Source organism: Bradyrhizobium sp. UFLA05-89, assembly GCF_059803475.1.
Genome location: NZ_JBANBA010000045.1, coordinates 1 through 16,198 on the forward strand (window position 1 = coordinate 1; position 16,198 = coordinate 16,198).

At 63.2% G+C, this 16,198-nt stretch carries 17 protein-coding genes and 1 tRNA gene; 6 read left to right on the forward strand and 12 right to left on the reverse strand.

Features of this window, described 5'->3' with window-relative positions; genetic code table 11:
* Positions 1 to 293: 293 nt before the first annotated feature.
* The 3 genes from SO139_RS22895 to SO139_RS22905 form a co-directional block, all read right to left on the reverse strand.
* Positions 294 to 1,292: an AraC family transcriptional regulator gene (locus tag SO139_RS22895; protein ID WP_449381508.1), complete on the reverse strand. Its 999-nt coding sequence runs from the start codon at positions 1,290 to 1,292 to the stop codon at positions 294 to 296.
* A gap of 225 nt (positions 1,293 to 1,517) precedes the next feature.
* Positions 1,518 to 1,790 (reverse strand): BQ00720 family protein, encoded by a 273-nt coding sequence (locus SO139_RS22900; RefSeq protein WP_027528273.1) that lies wholly within the window; start codon positions 1,788 to 1,790, stop codon positions 1,518 to 1,520.
* A 51-nt stretch (positions 1,791 to 1,841) separates the two neighbouring features.
* Positions 1,842 to 2,267, reverse strand: coding sequence for an Hsp20 family protein (locus SO139_RS22905; RefSeq protein WP_011083554.1), 426 nt, complete (start codon positions 2,265 to 2,267; stop codon positions 1,842 to 1,844).
* 314 nt (positions 2,268 to 2,581) lie between these two features.
* Between SO139_RS22905 and SO139_RS22910 the strand changes: the two genes are divergently transcribed.
* Positions 2,582 to 2,791 carry a hypothetical protein gene (locus SO139_RS22910; RefSeq protein WP_449381509.1) on the forward strand — a complete coding sequence of 70 codons (210 nt, stop codon included), beginning with the start codon at positions 2,582 to 2,584 and terminating at the stop codon, positions 2,789 to 2,791.
* Between the two features lies 1 nt (position 2,792).
* Here SO139_RS22910 and SO139_RS22915 read toward each other — a convergent pair whose 3' ends face one another.
* From SO139_RS22915 to SO139_RS22940, 6 genes are all read right to left on the reverse strand, one after another.
* A complete protein-coding gene (locus SO139_RS22915) occupies positions 2,793 to 3,884 on the reverse strand; it encodes a sn-glycerol-3-phosphate import ATP-binding protein UgpC (protein ID WP_449381510.1) in 1,092 nt (363 codons plus the stop codon).
* A gap of 6 nt (positions 3,885 to 3,890) precedes the next feature.
* Complete coding sequence (gene ugpE / locus SO139_RS22920) at positions 3,891 to 4,739, reverse strand: sn-glycerol-3-phosphate ABC transporter permease UgpE (RefSeq protein WP_449381511.1); 849 nt, start codon at positions 4,737 to 4,739, stop codon at positions 3,891 to 3,893.
* On the reverse strand, positions 4,739 to 5,620 hold the full coding sequence (ugpA, locus tag SO139_RS22925) for a sn-glycerol-3-phosphate ABC transporter permease UgpA (RefSeq protein WP_449381512.1): 882 nt from the start codon (positions 5,618 to 5,620) through the stop codon (positions 4,739 to 4,741). The genes ugpE and ugpA overlap by 1 nt, the downstream gene beginning before the upstream one ends.
* Positions 5,621 to 5,669: 49 nt before the next feature.
* Entirely contained in the window at positions 5,670 to 6,989 is a 1,320-nt protein-coding gene (gene ugpB, locus SO139_RS22930) for a sn-glycerol-3-phosphate ABC transporter substrate-binding protein UgpB (RefSeq protein WP_449381513.1), read from the reverse strand.
* 429 nt (positions 6,990 to 7,418) lie between these two features.
* Positions 7,419 to 8,624 carry a CaiB/BaiF CoA transferase family protein gene (locus tag SO139_RS22935; RefSeq protein ID WP_449381514.1) on the reverse strand — a complete coding sequence of 402 codons (1,206 nt, stop codon included), beginning with the start codon at positions 8,622 to 8,624 and terminating at the stop codon, positions 7,419 to 7,421.
* Positions 8,625 to 8,812: 188 nt separating this feature from the next.
* Positions 8,813 to 9,238 carry an organic hydroperoxide resistance protein gene (locus SO139_RS22940; protein ID WP_449381515.1) on the reverse strand — a complete coding sequence of 142 codons (426 nt, stop codon included), beginning with the start codon at positions 9,236 to 9,238 and terminating at the stop codon, positions 8,813 to 8,815.
* Positions 9,239 to 9,392: 154 nt separating this feature from the next.
* On the opposite strand from SO139_RS22940, the gene SO139_RS22945 reads away from it, so the two are divergent.
* Positions 9,393 to 9,854, forward strand: a complete 462-nt coding sequence (locus SO139_RS22945) for a MarR family winged helix-turn-helix transcriptional regulator (RefSeq protein WP_449381516.1) — start codon at positions 9,393 to 9,395, stop codon at positions 9,852 to 9,854.
* Between the two features lie 11 nt (positions 9,855 to 9,865).
* Here SO139_RS22945 and SO139_RS22950 read toward each other — a convergent pair whose 3' ends face one another.
* The 3 genes from SO139_RS22950 to SO139_RS22960 form a co-directional block, all read right to left on the reverse strand.
* Positions 9,866 to 10,108, reverse strand: coding sequence for a GIY-YIG nuclease family protein (locus SO139_RS22950; protein ID WP_449381517.1), 243 nt, complete (start codon positions 10,106 to 10,108; stop codon positions 9,866 to 9,868).
* 117 nt (positions 10,109 to 10,225) lie between these two features.
* Positions 10,226 to 10,301 (reverse strand) — tRNA-Ala (locus tag SO139_RS22955).
* A 66-nt stretch (positions 10,302 to 10,367) separates the two neighbouring features.
* Positions 10,368 to 10,775 (reverse strand): TIGR02300 family protein, encoded by a 408-nt coding sequence (locus SO139_RS22960; RefSeq protein WP_449381518.1) that lies wholly within the window; start codon positions 10,773 to 10,775, stop codon positions 10,368 to 10,370.
* A 181-nt stretch (positions 10,776 to 10,956) separates the two neighbouring features.
* Between SO139_RS22960 and aroA the strand changes: the two genes are divergently transcribed.
* The 4 genes from aroA to sppA all read left to right on the forward strand — a co-directional run bounded on the left by aroA (position 10,957) and on the right by sppA (position 16,145).
* Positions 10,957 to 12,294, forward strand: coding sequence for a 3-phosphoshikimate 1-carboxyvinyltransferase (gene aroA / locus SO139_RS22965; RefSeq protein ID WP_449381519.1), 1,338 nt, complete (start codon positions 10,957 to 10,959; stop codon positions 12,292 to 12,294).
* Positions 12,291 to 12,929: a (d)CMP kinase gene (gene cmk / locus SO139_RS22970; RefSeq protein ID WP_449381520.1), complete on the forward strand. Its 639-nt coding sequence runs from the start codon at positions 12,291 to 12,293 to the stop codon at positions 12,927 to 12,929. Before aroA ends, cmk begins: the two co-directional genes overlap by 4 nt.
* A 267-nt stretch (positions 12,930 to 13,196) precedes the next feature.
* Entirely contained in the window at positions 13,197 to 14,906 is a 1,710-nt protein-coding gene (rpsA, locus tag SO139_RS22975; protein WP_449381521.1) for a 30S ribosomal protein S1, read from the forward strand.
* A gap of 258 nt (positions 14,907 to 15,164) precedes the next feature.
* Positions 15,165 to 16,145: a signal peptide peptidase SppA gene (gene sppA, locus SO139_RS22980; RefSeq protein WP_498540614.1), complete on the forward strand. Its 981-nt coding sequence runs from the start codon at positions 15,165 to 15,167 to the stop codon at positions 16,143 to 16,145.
* Positions 16,146 to 16,198 lie beyond the last annotated feature (53 nt).

The following is a 16,198-nucleotide window of genomic DNA, read 5'->3' on the forward strand; positions in this document are numbered from 1 at the left end:
CGATGCCTTCACCCCCGAGGAATGCGCCAACTACCTCAAAAATTCAGGCTATCGAACTTAATGCCATCACGCTTTAGACGATTTGCAGAGCACAGTGATCGAGCCAGGTGATCGCCAGAGGATCGAGGCGCAATTGACGTCTGCGAGGTCGCAGCTTTCGTCCAGTCTCGCAGGGGTGGCCGACCTCTCTCGTCGGCTGGGCGATGCTGCATCCAGGATTGACGGGGCGCTTGCCAGGCGCGCCGCGACCACGCCGGATCCGGCGTCAGCGTCAACGCTCCGGCAGCAACGCCCTAATCGTCCGGAAATGCGCGCTTGACGGTTTCCGATGGGTAGGCACCGAACACCGCACGGTATTGCGCGGCGAAACGGCCCATATGTGTAAAGCCCCATTTCAAGGCGACCTCGTACACGGGCAGCTCGTTTTCGGGGCTCGATAATTCCGCATGGACGGCTTCCAGCCGGATTCGTCGCAAGAAAGCCGCAGGCGTTGTATCGTGAAACCTGCGGAATCCGAGCTGCAGGGAGCGCTCGCTCACGCCAACGGCGACCGCTACGTCGACCATCGTCAGCGGTAGATGAAGATTGGCGCGCATGTGCTCGATGGCCTGCCGGACGTGCCGTGGCGTCACGTCGGGTGTCCGACGATCCAGCCGACCGCTCAGGCTGTGGGGCACATTCTCGAAGACGAGCCGCAGGGTGGCTTCCGTCAACAGAGCCATCGCTTTCGACGAGTGCTTCAGGATCTGCGGATCATGCATGCCCAGGACGATCGTGCGGGCAAGCTGATGCAGGGTCTGTCCCGTGCCCGTCGAGAGAGCGACGGTCGGAGCGAGATCCAGGTTCGTCAGCGCGGCGTTGCCGAACATTGCGCTGAGCATTTTCGCGACGATGCCAGCATCGAACTTCAGTATGACGTTCGAATGGTTTCCGTCGGCAGATGTCCTGATCTTGTGATGCTGCAGCATCGGAAGCGCGACGAGAGTGACGGTTGACGTCGTCCGTTGCACGGGTCTGGTACCCACGACCATGTCGGAGGCGCCGGCGCCGAGAAAGCCTATCGCAAGGTCTGCCTGAACGGCCTCACAGGAATAGGACCAGTCGCCGGAAACCCGAGTCCTCAAGACGCTGATTCCTGGTCCCATGACGACGTCCGAACGCCAGTGGAATGCGGTATCTATCTTGGGCGGTAAAGGTTTGATCGTGGGCGCAAATGAGGCAAACGAGGCGAGCAATGCGTCAAAGCCGGAGCCCGACAGGGCCGGAGCTACGTAGAAAGTGTCGTCGGGCAACGGGGGCTATCTCATAATCGGCTCGATGTTATAATTATATAGAATAATCATCGGGCATCGGCCCCGGGGTGGCGGAGCATTTCCATCCATTTCGCGCAAAGACTATCCAGTTTGCGCCGGAACCGCCGCCGGCAGCCTATTCCGGTTGCTCCCCTCAAAAAGAAAGCGGGCATGCCCTCGCATGAAGGCATGCCCGCTTGGAATTCATCTGCGAAACGCGTGCGCTCAGTGCACGCTCACCGCCTGCAATTCGTTGCTCCAGGCATTGGCGATCGCGGCTTCGCGGCTGTCGGTCAGCATGATCGGCGTGCCGTCGGCGGCGTGGAGCGCGAAGAGTTTCAGGCCCGGCGCAATCTTGGGCGCCTCGGGAAACAGGTCGGGCACGTCCTCCGAGCGGATCTGCTTCACATAGGCGATGTGGCCCTCGCCGAGGGTTGCCAGCGTCTCCGGTGAGACGTTGTTGGCTTCGTATTCGAACGCAACGTGACCGTTACTCATGGTCTCGACTCCTCTCTCGAAACTAAGCGGTCGAGTCCGCTACTCGTTCCATTATTCGTGCTCATTGATAGCGATTGTCTTAACGATCCTTTCCGGTTCCGGCCGGGCGAGATCGATCGACAACAGCCCGTTCTTCAGATCCGCACCCAGCACCAGCATCCCCTCCGCCAGCACGAACGTGCGCTGGAAGTGGCGCGCGGCGATGCCGCGATGGATGTATTGCCGGGTCTTGTCGTCCTGCTGACGCCCGCGGATCACGAGCTGGTTTTCCTCAATGGTTACATCGAGTTGGTCGCGGGTGAAGCCGGCGACCGCCAGCGTGATGCGTAACCGCTCGGGCTGGCCGTCCGACCGGTCACACCTCTCGATATTGTAGGGAGGGTAGCCGTCGGCGCCTTTGACGACCCGATCGAGCACGCGCTCGATCTCGTCGAAGCCCAGCAGGAACGGACTGGATAACGTGGGAACACGAGACATAGTTTACAAAGTCCTCGCGGAAAGCGACTTTGACGTTTCAGGGCCCTGAATGGCACCCCTTATGACCCAATATGGGCATATCCCCGAGCGGGTTCAAGCACCTAGCCGGGGGCTGTGGATGGGCCGTGACGCCCAGCGCGGTCATTTTGCCATCGCAGATGCTTACAGATCGTAAGGGCCGGACCTCGCCGTCGCCCTGAGACGCAAGTCTGAGCACGATGACGTTTCGGGACGAATTATGCCAATGAAAACAAGTCCCCTTCTACTGTGCATGGGGTTGTTTTAAGATATCGCACCAGTAATCGAGAATTCCCATGCCCGATTCATATGGTGTGCCGCAGCCGGGCAACGCCGAGGACTATCAGCAGTTCATGCTTGCCCTCTATGACTTGATAGAGGATGCACGCAACCTAGGCGCCTGCGGTGACGGCATCGAAACGCTCAAGACAGCTCGTTTGCTGCTTCTCGATGATTTTGAGGCGAAACACCCCGGCTACGGCAGCGGGCGGGCCGTCTGGCGCTGACTCAGGCCTCGATCCGCGTCCGCCCGTCGCCGCTGAACAGATGCAGCTTTTGGCGGACTGCCGCGACCCGGATTTTCGCGCCGATCGGCGGGGCCTCGGCTCCGGGGATCCGGACGATGACCTCGCCGGGCGGCAGCTCGCCGGGCGTCGCTGCGACCTGCTGCTCGTCCTGCCGGCGCGAGCCATAGACGAAGGTCTCGGCGCCGACCCGCTCGATCGCTTCCACGGTGAGGGCGAGCGCGACGCCGCCGGCGGGCGTCTGGTCGGTGATGACGAAGTCCTCCGGGCGGATGCCGAGGATGCCGGCTTCCGCCACGCGGCCATTGCTGCCGAGCTGCGTCTTGATCTCGTCCGGCCGCGTCGACATCAGATTCATCGGCGGGGCGCCGATGAAGGACGCGACGAACGTCGTGGCCGGCTTCTCGTAGATCGCGAGCGGATTGCCGATCTGCTCGACCTGGCCGCCATTCATCACGACGAGGATGTCGGCCAGCGTCATCGCCTCGAGCTGGTCGTGGGTGACGTAGATCGACGTGGTGTTCAGCCGGCGCTGCAATTTGCGGATCTCGACGCGCATCGCGATGCGCAGCTTGGCATCGAGATTGGACAGCGGCTCGTCGAACAGGAACACTTTTGGCTGCCGCACGATGGCGCGGCCCATGGCGACGCGCTGTCGCTGACCGCCTGAGAGCTGGCGCGGCTTGCGCTCGAGCATCGGTGCGAGCTCGAGCACGCGCGCGGCTTCCTCGACACGGGTCTTGATCTCGGCCTCCGCCATGCCGCGATTGCGCAGGCCATAGGCCATGTTGTTGTAGACGCTCATATGCGGATAGAGCGCGTAGTTCTGGAACACCATCGCGATGTCGCGGTCGGCGGGCTCGACCTGGTTGACGACGCGGCCGCCGATGTCGATCTCGCCGCCGGTGATGGTCTCGAGCCCCGCGACCATGCGGAGCAGCGTCGACTTGCCGCAGCCGGAGGGGCCGACCAGCACGCAGAACTGGCCGTCGCCCACATCGACGTCGACGCCCTTGATGGCCTCGAAGCCGCCGGGATAGGTCTTGCGGACGTTGCGCAGAGTGACGTTAGCCATGAAAACTCACTTTTCCGTCTCGACCAGGCCGCGCACGAACAATTTCTGCATCGCGACGACGACGAACACCGGCGGCAGCATCGCGAGCACGGCCGTCGCCATCACGATCGGCCATTCGGTAAGCGCATCGTTGGTGGTCATCATCTTGCGGATGCCGACCTGGATGGTCTGCATGTCGTCGCGGGTCGTGATCAACAGCGGCCAGAGATACTGATTCCAGCCGAGGATGAAGAGGATCACGAACAGTGCCGCCATGTTGGTGCGCGAGAGCGGCAGCAGCGTATCCCAGAAGAACCGCAGGGGCCCGGCGCCGTCGATACGCGAGGCTTCCAGGAGCTCGTCCGGCACCGTCATGAAGAACTGGCGGAACAGCAACGTCGCGGTGGCCGATGCGATCAGCGGCAGCGACAGGCCGGCAAAGCTGTCGAGCATGTGCAGGTCGGCGACGATCTTGTAGGTCGGATAGATGCGCACCTCGACCGGCAGCATCAACGTGATGAAGATGATCCAGAAGATCGCCATCCGGAATGGAAAGCGGAAATAGACGATCGCATAGGCCGAGATGATCGAGATCGCGATCTTGCCGACCGCGATCAGCAGCGCCATGACAAGCGAGTTGAACATCATGTTGCCAACCGGCTCGCGAGTCGAGCCGCTCGTGCCGACGAAAATCGTCTGGTAGTAGACCTCGAAGAAATGTCCGCCCGGCAAGAGCGACATCTGACCGTTGGCGATCAGCGCGTTGTCCTGGGTGGAGGCGACGATCGCGATGTAGACGGGGAAGGCGACGATCGCGATCCCGATCCACAGGATGATATGGGCGACGTAGCGGCGGATGCCCTCTTCCTCGACCATCAGTAGGTCACCTTGCGTTCGACGAAGCGGAACTGGATTGCCGTCAGCACGATGACGAGCATCATCAGGATCACCGACTGTGCCGCGGAGCTGCCGAGATTTCCGCCCAGGAGCCCCTCGGTATAGACCTTGTAGACCAGTGTTACCGTCGATGTTCCAGGACCGCCACGTGTCATCGTATCGATGATGCCGAAGGTGTCGAAGAAGGCGTAGACGATGTTGATGACCAGGAGGAAGAAGATGGTCGGTGACAGCAGCGGGAAGGTCACGGTCCAGAACCGCCGCATTGGGCGGGCGCCGTCGATCGCCGCCGCCTCCATCACGCTCTTCGGGATGGCCTGAAGCCCGGCAAGGAAGAACAGGAAATTGTAGGAGATCTGCTTCCAGGCGGCGGCGAGGATGACCAGCGTTGCTGCCTGATTGCCATTGAGCAGCGGATTCCAGTCGATTCCCATGTCGCGCAGATAGCGCGAGAGGACACCGAGCGAGGGATGCAGCATGAAGATCCAGAGCACGCCGACGACCGGCGGGGCGACCGCATAGGGCCAGATCAGCAGCGTGCGATACAGCATGCCGCCGCGCATCGGCCTGTCCGCCATCACGGCCAGCAGCAGCGCCAGGGACAGCGACGAGAGCGCGATCGCAAACGAGAAGAAGAAGGTCCGGACGATCGCCTCGAAATAGGCGGGCTCCTTGAACAGTTCGACGTAGTTGTCGAACCAGACGAAGCTCGTCGAAAGACCGAAGGCGTCCTGCAGCAGGAAGGATTGGATGACGGCCTGCAGTGCAGGCCAGTAGAAAAAGATCAGGACGATCGCGAGCTGCGGTGCAACCAGCGCGAACGGCAATAGCCTTGATTGGAAAATGGCTTGCTTTTGCATGATGTGAGGTGGGGCGGCAGGTCGCGCGATCGGCCTGCCGCCCATCGCCTTATTTCACGGCGGTCTTTTCGAACTGCCGGAGCATCGTGTTGCCGCGTTCGACGGCGGCGTCGAGCGCCTGCTTGGCGGTCTTCTTGCCGGCGAGCGCCTGCTCGATCTCTTCCGACCAGACGTCGCGGAGCTGCACCATGTTGCCGAGCCGCAGGCCGCGCGAATTCTCGGTCGGCTCCTTGTTGGTCAGCTCGATCAGCGGCGTTTCGAGATAGGGCTGATCCTTGTAGAAGCCCTCGGCCTTCGCCTTCTCGTAGGCCGCCTTGGTGATCGGCAGATAACCGGACGCCTTGTGGATGTAGACCTGACGATCGGTGTCCGACAGGAAGGTCAGGAATTTGGCGACGCCCTTGTACTCGTCGGCCGATTTGCCACCCATGATCCACAGCGAGGCGCCGCCGATGATCGAGTTCTGCGGGGCGCCCTTGACGTCCGGATAGTAGGGCATCGGCACCGCGGTGAAGTTGAACTTGGCCTGTGCCTTGACGTTGCCGAAGAAGGCCGAGGAGGTCAGGTAGATCGGGCATTCGCCGGAGGTGAAGCGACCCTCGCCGGTGTTGGTGCGGCCGGCATAGTCGTAGGTCTTGTCCTTCTGCAACTCGACGAGGTTCTCGAGATGCTTGACCTGCAGCGGACCGTTGAACTCAAGAACGGTGTCGAAGCCGTCGAGACCATTGGCCTTGGTCGAGAGCGGCACGTTGTGCCAGGCGGAGAGCTGCTCGAGGTTGACCCAGGTCACCCAGGAGCCGGAGAAGCCGCAGGTGGAATAGCCGGCGGCCTTCAGCTTCTTCGCATCGTCGAACACTTCCGGCCAGGTCTTCGGAATGTCGGCGATGTTGGCCTTCTTGAGCGCGTCGAGATTGATCCACATCACCGTGGATGACGAGTTGAAGGGGAAGGACAGCATTTCGCCCTTCGAGGTCGAATAGTAGCCGGTGATCGCGGGCAGGTAGGCCTTGGGGTCGAACTTCTCGCCGGTCTCGGCCATCAGCTTGTAGACCGGTTTGACGGCGCCGGTCGCGGCCATCATGGTCGCGGTGCCGACCTCGAAGACCTGCATGATGTGCGGCGCATTGCCAGCGCGGAAGGCCGCGATGCCGGCGTTCATCGTGTCGGCGTAGTTGCCCTTGTAGGTCGGAATCACCTTGTAGTCGCTCTGCGACGCATTGAAGTCGTTGGCGAGCTTGACGATGACGTCGTTGTTCGCGCCCGTCATCGCGTGCCACCACTGAATTTCGGTCGCGGCCAGCGCAGGCGAGGCGGCAAAGCCGAACGTGGCGGCAATGGTGGCAGCCGCAGCAAATTGTCGAAGAGCCATCAAGTAAACCTCCCTTGGGCCGTCATCAAAGTGCGCTTGCGCTAGCAGCGCCATGTGACGTTCACGTGACTGTGTAAGCGGCCGAAACGAAAGCGGCAAGCGCCGCAAAAGGGAAGCCGTCAAATAGGCGAAGAGGCCTTCGCAAGGCAGGCCGTCCGCGGCGCACTATCGTGCGTCGCGCCGCAGTGCGGCATCGTTGGGCGAAAAGCGAGTACCGTCGGCGGCGAATGGCGTACGTAGAATCGGTGCAGCTCCGGGCTCCCCTTAACCTCTCCTGCTTGCGGGAGAGGTCGGCGCGCAGCGCCGGGTGAGGGCTCCATCCTCTGGTGGATTGTCCCGTTGGGGAGACACCCTCTCCCCAACCCTCCCCCGCGAGAAGGGGGAGGGAGCGCAGCGTCGGTGCCGTGCGCTCTTTTCCCGTCACAACCCTCAGCGCTTGCGCTCGGGACCGCAGACCACGCCGTTCTCGACCAACGTCTCGATCTCGGCCCCGGAATATCCGAACTCGCCGAGCACCTCTGCGGCGTGCTGGCTGAATTTCGGCGGCACGCGGCGCAGGCTCGGCTTGCTGCGATCGAGCCGGATCGGCGAGGCGACGCCCTTGTACCAGTCCTTCTCGATGACGTCGCCGCGGTAGATCGTATGCGGATTGTTCAATGCCTGGTCGATCTTCTGCACGGGGCCCGCGGGCAGTCCGGCCGCGAGCAGGCGGTCGCACAGCGGCTCGGCCTCGTGCTGGCTGAACACCGCGGCAAGCTCGGCGCGCAGCGCCTCGCGATTGGCGATGCGGTCCTTGTTGCGCGCAAAGCGCGGGTCCGTGCCGAGCTCGGGCTTGCCGATCTCCTTGGCCAGCTTGCGGAACGTGCCGTCATTGCCGACGCCGATGAAGATGTCGTCGGTTTTGGTCGGGAAGATCGCATAGGGCACGAGATTGGGATGTTCGTTGCCGGTCAGGCCGGGGGGCTTGCCGTGCATGAAGTAGTTCGCGGTGTGCGGATGCATGATGGCGAGGCCGGTCTCGTAGAGCGTGGTCTCGAGGAATTGCCCAAGCCCTGAGCGCTGCCGCTCCGACAGCGCCATCAAAATGCCGATCGCGGCATAGAGTCCGGTGGTGATGTCGACCAGCGGCACGCCGATCCGCATCGGTCCGCTTTCCCTGGAGCCAGTCGCCGCGATCATGCCGGTCATGGCCTGGATGATGGCATCGTAGCCGGGATTGCCGCCGCGCGGGCCGTCGGCGCCGAAACCGCAGATCCGGCAATGCACGAGGCGCGGAAATCTTTCGCGCAGCACCTCGTTGCCGATGCCCCATTTCTCCAGCGTGCCGGGCTTGAAATTCTCGATCAGGACGTCGGCCGTCTCCAGCATCTTGAGCAGCACGGCGCGGCCGCCTTCGGAGGCGAGGTCGAGGCCGATCGAGCGCTTGTTGCGGTTGATGCCGACGAAGTAGGCCGCGTCCTCCTCATGGAAGGGAGGTCCCCACTCGCGCACCTCATCGCCCGCGGGCGGCTCGACCTTGATTACGTCGGCGCCGTGGTCGGCGAGAATCTGCGTGCAATAGGGGCCGCCGAGCACGCGCGTGAGATCGATGACGCGCAGTCCACTCATCGCACCGATTGCTACTTCGGAAGTCATGACGGCAACCTTCGTTTCGGCTCGTTGATCTCTGTTCGATCACAGGCCTAGCGAGGTTCGCAAGAGCCAGCAATGGCTCCCGGCGTAGAGCCGCATGCGCCGCCGCGGCCATCCCGCGACGTGGCGTAGCAAGGCGGCGAGTGGCTGGCTCGAGGGGGATCTCGGGCCAGCCAGGGTCGCCTTTGGCCTCACGCAACCTTCAGGCGGACGTCGACGTTGCCACGGGTCGCGTTGGAATACGGGCAAACCTGATGGGCCTTCTCGACCAGTGCCTCGGCCTCCGCGCGGGGAACGCCGGGCAGCGAAACCACGAGCTCGACGTCGAGGCCAAACCCGCCCGCCGAGCGCGGACCGATGCCGACCGTCGAGGTCACCGAGGTGTCGGCGGGAACCTTCGGCCCACCCTGGGAGGCCACGAACTTCATCGCGCCGATGAAGCAGGCGGCGTAGCCGGCCGCAAACAGCTGCTCGGGATTGTTGCCCGCGCCGCCTCCGCCGCCGAGCTCCTTCGGGGTGGTGAGCTTCACGTCCAGCGCGCCGTCGAGGGTCGCAGCATGGCCGTCGCGGCCTCCGGTGGCCTTGGCGCTGGTCTTGTAGAGGACATTCACGGACATCGTCGTCTCCCTGGTTTCCGGTTGGGGTGCGCCCATATTGCAGACAATTAGATTGCGCGCAATCTAAAATGGGGCAGCCTCACATTTAATTGTTCGCAATTGAATTGGCCGTCGCGGCGTCTCACAATGCGAAGCGAATCTCGAAAGGTTCTCCATGGCTCGGAAACAACTGGCCGCCGACCAGCCGCTGCGGCTCGACAACCAGATCTGCTTTGCGGTCTATTCGGCCGCGCATGCCTTCAACCGCGTCTACAAGCCGCTGCTGGACCGGCTCGGCCTGACCTATCCGCAATATCTGGTGATGCTGGTGCTGTGGGAACGCGACGGCGTGCCGCTGAAGGATATCGGCGAGCGGTTGTTTCTGGATTCCGGCACGCTCACGCCGCTCCTCAAGCGCCTCGAGGCCGCGCAACTCGTCAAGCGCACGCGCTCGACCGAGGACGAGCGCAAGGTGCTGATCGCGCTGACGCCGCAGGGACAGGCATTGAAAGACAAGGCGCGCAGCGTGCCGCAGTCGATCCTGGCCGCATCCGACTGCACGGTGCCCGAACTGGTCGCGATGAAAAACGAGATCGTCGCGTTGCGCGATCGGCTGAATGCGGTGATTGGGGAGTAGGGCGGGCGGCTCTAGCAGAGCCGTTTTTTCGAGAAGGCGCGGCCTGAGTGCGACTTGAGATATTTCTCGAACGCCAAGGCTTTCAGTTTGTCAGGGAAAGCGCAGTACCAGACCAGCTTCCACGGCTTGAACTTCGCGGTGTGAGCGGATCTGCCGGCGTTGTGCTCCGGGACCCGTCGCTTCAGATCTTCCGTGGCACCGATGTATTCCTGATCAGGAAACTCGATGCTGCGGATGATGTAGACGTACCACATTGATGGCTCACGTCGGGGCAGTCGTCTGAGGGGAAGCGGGGATAGAACGTGTGGCAGTCCGTCTTCGCCCTTCGGGCACCGCGCGGCTGCGCCACGCGTAGCCCGAAGGGCGGAGCGTGGTGGAGCCAGGCGGGATCGAACCGCCGACCTCTTGCATGCCATGCAAGCGCTCTCCCAGCTGAGCTATGGCCCCTTAACCATCCGGCACGCCTTGGGCAGCGCGTCGGGAAAGACCCAGAACCACAGTTCTGGAATTATCTCAAGTCTCTTCATCACCTCCGACATCACCAATGATGTCGGTTACGTCCTCATCACCCTCTTCGTCGTCGGCGATGAAGGTCGAATCATCGTCATCGTCGTCCTCGAGGGTCTCATCGACCTCGATGTCGTCCTCTGATTCGGGCACGGCGGCCTTGACCTTGCCGGTGTTCTCCTCGGCATCGGCCTCCTCGAGGGAGACCATCTCTTCGGTCTCGGCCGGTTCCGGCGCGGTGTCCTGGGCCACGCTGCGCGCTTCGGCGCCGCGGGTCGGGCGCGCCGGCGCCACCGGCGCAATCGGCACCACCTCGCCAGTATATGGCGAGATCACCGGATTCTTGTTGAGGTCATAGAACTTCTTGCCCGTGGTCGGGCAAATGCGTTTGGTTCCGAGTTCGGACTTGGCCACGGCAGGAATCCTGGGAATGTCTGAAAAGCGGTGCTTCACTTGGCTAGTTGGCGGCCCGCTGTCAATAGCGCATTGCGGAGGAAAGACATGCCCGTGACGGCGGACTGACCATGTGATACCTGCGCCCGCGAGCCCCCGGGGACCATTCGAGGTCCACCTGCGGGCATTCAAGGACACAATCTTGGCTCATTCCGACCAACCGAGACCACTTCAGTCCCGCGCCAGCGGCGCTCTGACCGGGAACGTACGGGTCCCCGGGGACAAGTCGATTTCGCACCGCTCGCTCATTCTGGGCGCGCTGTCGGTCGGCGAAACTCGGATCAATGGCCTCCTGGAGGGCGAGGACGTCCTCAACACCGCCAAGTCCATGCAGGCGCTCGGCGCCACGGTCGAGCGCACCGGGGATTTTGCCTGGCGCGTGCGCGGGGTCGGCGTGGCCGGCTTTGCGCAGCCCAACGCGCCCCTGGATTTCGGGAACTCGGGGACCGGCTGCCGGCTGGTGATGGGGGCCGTCGCAGGCTGCCCGATCTCGGCGGTATTCGACGGCGACGCCTCGCTGCGCAGCCGTCCCATGGGCCGGGTGCTCGATCCGCTGGAGAAAATGGGAGCCAAGGTCGTCGCCGTTGGCGAGGGCGGTCGTCTTCCGCTGACGCTCCAGGGCGCGCGCGATCCCCTGCCGATCACCTACAAGACGCCCGTGGCCTCGGCCCAGATCAAGTCGGCCGTGCTGCTGGCGGGCCTGGCCGCGCCGGGGACGACGACCGTCATCGAGAGCGAGGCGAGCCGCGACCACACCGAGCTGATGCTCAAGCATTTTGGCGCCGATATCACGTCGGTAGCGGAAGGCCGGCATGGTCGCCACATCACACTCGTCGGCCAGCCTGAGCTGCACGGCGCCGCTGTCGTGGTGCCCGCCGATCCTTCCTCGGCAGCCTTTCCGGTCGTTGCCGCGCTGATTGCCGAAGGCTCCGATGTCGTGCTGTCCGACATCATGACCAATCCGCTGCGCACCGGGCTCTTCACGACGCTCCGCGAAATGGGCGGCTCGATCGAGGAGAGCGAGGTTCGCGGCGATGCCGGCGAGCCGATGGCGAGCTTGCGCGTGCGCGCCTCGAAACTGCGCGGCGTCGAGGTGCCGCCGGAGCGCGCGCCGTCGATGATCGACGAGTATCTGGTGCTCGCGGTGGCGGCGTCCTTCGCCGAAGGCACGACCATCATGCGCGGCCTGCACGAGCTGCGAGTCAAGGAATCCGATCGGCTGGCGGCGACCGCCGACATGTTGCGCGTCAACGGCGTGAAGGTCGAGATCTCCGGCGATGATCTGATCGTCGAGGGCAGGGGCCACGTGCCCGGCGGCGGTCTCGTCGCCACCCATATGGATCACCGGATCGCAATGTCGGCGCTGGTGATGGGCTGCGCGTCCGACAGGGGCATAAAGGTCGACGACACCGCCTTCATCGCCACCAGCTTTCCCGACTTCATTCCGATGATGCGTTCGCTGGGGGCCGATTTTTCATGATCATCGCCATCGACGGCCCCGCGGCCTCCGGCAAGGGCACGCTCGGCAAGCGCCTCGCACATCATTACGGCTATCGTCACCTCGATACCGGCGTGATCTACCGCGCTGTCGCCCATGCGCTGATCCAGGCGGGCGCCGACCTGCGTGACGAGGCGGCCGCCGTTGCGGTGGCTTTGGAACTTGATCCGGAAAAATTCGGCAATCCCGTCCTCAAGACCCAGCAGATCGGCGAGGCCGCCTCCATGGTCTCCGCAATTCCCAGGGTTCGCGAGGTCCTGGTCAATTTTCAGCGGCAATTCGCCCTCGACCCGCCCGGCGCTGTCCTCGACGGCCGCGATATTGGAACCGTGATCTGCCCCGATGCGGACGTGAAGATCTTCGTCGTCGCCGACCCCAAGGTCCGTGCCCATCGCCGCACCATGGAGGCCAGGGCACGGGGCGAGGAGGCGGACGAAGCGGCCGTGCTGGCCGACATCATTGCGCGCGACGAACGCGACCAGAATCGGCCGATTGCGCCCCTGAAACCTGCCCCCGATGCTTACTTGCTAGATAACTCCCAACTGGATATAGAAGGCGGCGTCCGGGCCGCCATCGACATCATCGAGGCCGTTCGAGCGGGCCGTCCGCGGGTTTAAGCCGCGGTCGTCATTGGAGGAAGAGCCCGCTCCCGTTCTTGAAGGTCGATATTCCGATCCCCGTTTTGGGACCGGCGACGATTTGAGGCTCCGGCAACAATTCAACGTATCGAACGCGCGGGCTCTCGCCGGCCCGCTCTTGCTGCTTTCAGGGGAAGACCCGGGGCAGCGAGCGGTCGCTCGAAGGTTTTGCGGACCTTCCGACACTGCGCGCGCGATACGCCCATCAACCCAACGGCCGGCAAAACGTCCGCAACTGGAGAACAAATGGCTTCGACTTCCGCTAATACCTACAGCCCCTCGCGTGACGATTTCGCCGCGATGCTCGATGAGTCCTTTGCAGGTGGTAATCTGCAGGAGAGCTCCGTCGTCAAGGGCAAGGTTGTTGCAATCGAAAAGGACATGGCCGTCATCGACGTCGGCCTGAAGACCGAGGGCCGCGTCGCGCTGCGCGAATTTTCCGGCCCCGGCCGTGAGAGCGACCTCAAGGTCGGCGATGAGGTGGAAGTATTCCTCGATCGCATCGAAAACGCCCTCGGCGAGGCCGTGCTGTCGCGCGACAAGGCGCGCCGCGAAGAGAGCTGGGGCAAGCTCGAGAAGGCGTTCCAGAACAACGAAAAGGTCAACGGCGTCATCTTCAACCAGGTCAAGGGCGGCTTCACCGTCGACCTCGACGGCGCCGTGGCGTTCCTGCCGCGCTCGCAGGTCGACATCCGCCCGATCCGCGACGTTGCGCCGCTGATGAACAACTCGCAGCCGTTCCAGATCCTCAAGATGGATCGCCGCCGCGGCAACATCGTCGTCTCCCGCCGCACGGTGCTGGAAGAGACCCGCGCCGAGCAGCGTCAGGAGCTGGTGCAGAACCTCGAAGAGGGTCAGGTCATCGACGGCGTGGTCAAGAACATCACCGACTACGGTGCGTTCGTTGATCTCGGCGGTATCGACGGCCTCCTGCACGTCACCGATATCGCGTGGCGCCGCGTCAACCACCCGACCGAGGTGCTCTCGATCGGCCAGACCGTGAAGGTCAAGATCATCAAGATCAACCACGAGACGCACCGCATCTCGCTGGGCATGAAGCAGCTGCTGGACGATCCGTGGCAGGGCATCGAAGCCAAGTACCCGCTGGGTGCGCGCTTCACCGGCCGTGTCACCAACATCACCGACTACGGCGCGTTCGTCGAGCTCGAGCCGGGCATCGAGGGCCTGATCCACGTCTCCGAGATGTCGTGGACCAAGAAGAACATGCACCCCGGCAAGATCGTCTCGACCTCGCAGGAAGTCGAAGTGCAGGTGCTGGAAGTCGATTCCGTCAAGCGCCGTATCTCGCTCGGCCTCAAGCAGACCATGCGCAACCCGTGGGAGGTCTTCGTCGAGAAACATCCGACCGGTTCGGTGGTCGAGGGCGAAGTCAAGAACAAGACCGAGTTCGGTCTGTTCCTGGGTCTCGAGGGCGACGTCGACGGCATGGTTCACCTCTCCGACCTCGACTGGAAGCTTCCGGGCGAGCAGGTGATCGACAACTACAAGAAGGGCGACGTGGTGAAGGCCGTGGTGCTCGATGTGGACGTCGAGAAGGAGCGTATCTCGCTCGGCATCAAGCAGCTCGAAGGCGACCCATTCGCCGAGCCGGGCGATGTCAAGAAGGGCGCGGTCGTGACCTGCGAGGTGCTCGAAGTGAAGGAAGCCGGGATCGAGGTGAAGATCACCGGTACCGACTTCACCACCTTCATCAAGCGCTCCGAGCTCGCCCGTGACCGCAACGACCAGCGCGCCGAACGCTTCGCCGTCGGCGAGAAGGTCGATGCCCGCGTCATCCAGTTCGACAAGAAGGCCCGCAAGGTCCAGGTGTCGATCAAGGCGCTCGAAGTTGCCGAGGAGAAGGAAGCCATCGCGCAGTACGGCTCCTCTGATTCGGGGGCGACGCTCGGTGACATCCTCGGCACCGCGCTCAAGAACCGCGGCGAGAACAAGTAAGCGTTACGCTTGTTTCGCAAACATCAAAGCCCCGGCATTTTGCTGGGGCTTTTTTGCGCCCGTAGCCCGGATGGAGCGCAGCGAAATCCGGGTATCTTTGCGCGGCGAGCCGATCCCGGATTATGCTGCGCTCCATGCGGGCTACGCGGTTACCAGCCTTGCTTTCTTCAAATTGCGTCGCAATTGATGTATCCAGATAAGCCGATGGTCACGCTGCGACTGCAAAAGGCGTGAGCCCACATATTTGGAGATTTTTCGATGTCGCTCGATTCGGACATCATCGTCGATCGCCGCCGGATCCGCCGCAAGCTGACATTCTGGCGCGTCGCTGCCGCGCTGGTCGCGATCGCGGCGATTGCGGGCTTTGCGCTCGTCGCGACGCCGGGCGTGCGCGGTACATTCGCGTCCGCCGGCTCGATCGCGCGCGTCCAGATCGATGGTCTGATCCGCAGCGATTCCGAGCGCACCCAGGCGCTGGAGCGGCTGGAGAATTCCCGCGCGGCCGCTGTCATCGTTCACATCAATTCGCCGGGCGGCACCACCGCCGGCTCCGAGCAGCTCTATGATTCGCTGACGCGGCTGAAGGCGAAGAAGCCGCTCGTCGTGGTGGTCGAGGGGCTTGCCGCTTCCGGTGGCTACATCACCGCGATCGCAGCTGACCACATCATCGCCCAGCAAAGCTCGCTGGTCGGCTCGATCGGCGTGCTGTTCCAATATCCGAACGTCGCCGATCTCCTGAAGATCATCGGCGTGAAGGTCGAGGAGGTGAAATCCTCGCCGTTGAAGGCTGCGCCGAACGGCTTCGAACCCACCAGCCCCGAAGCGCGGGCCGCGCTCGATGCACTGGTGAAGGACTCCTACGCCTGGGTCAAGGGACTGGTGAAGGAGCGCCGCGGCATGGATGACGCGCAGCTCGAGAAAGTCGCCGATGGCCGCGTTTTCACCGGTCGGCAGGCGATCGAGCTGAAGCTGATCGACCAGCTCGGCGACGAGAAAACTGCGGTGACATGGCTCGTCGAGCAGAAGGGCGTCAAGAAGGACCTGCCGGTTCGCGACTACAAGCTCGAGCCCCGCTTCGGCGATCTGCCATTCCTCAAGTCGGCGGCCACCGTCACGCTCGAAGCCATCGGTTTGAGCTCGCTGGCGCATCAGATCGAGCGCAGCGGCGTCACGCAGGCGGTCGATCGGATCGGTTTGGACGGAATGCTCGCGCTGTGGCAGCCCGCCGCGTCAAATTGACCGGGAACCGGGCGAGGCCGAGAGGGTTTTCCCGTTCGGCTTGTGCTGTGACA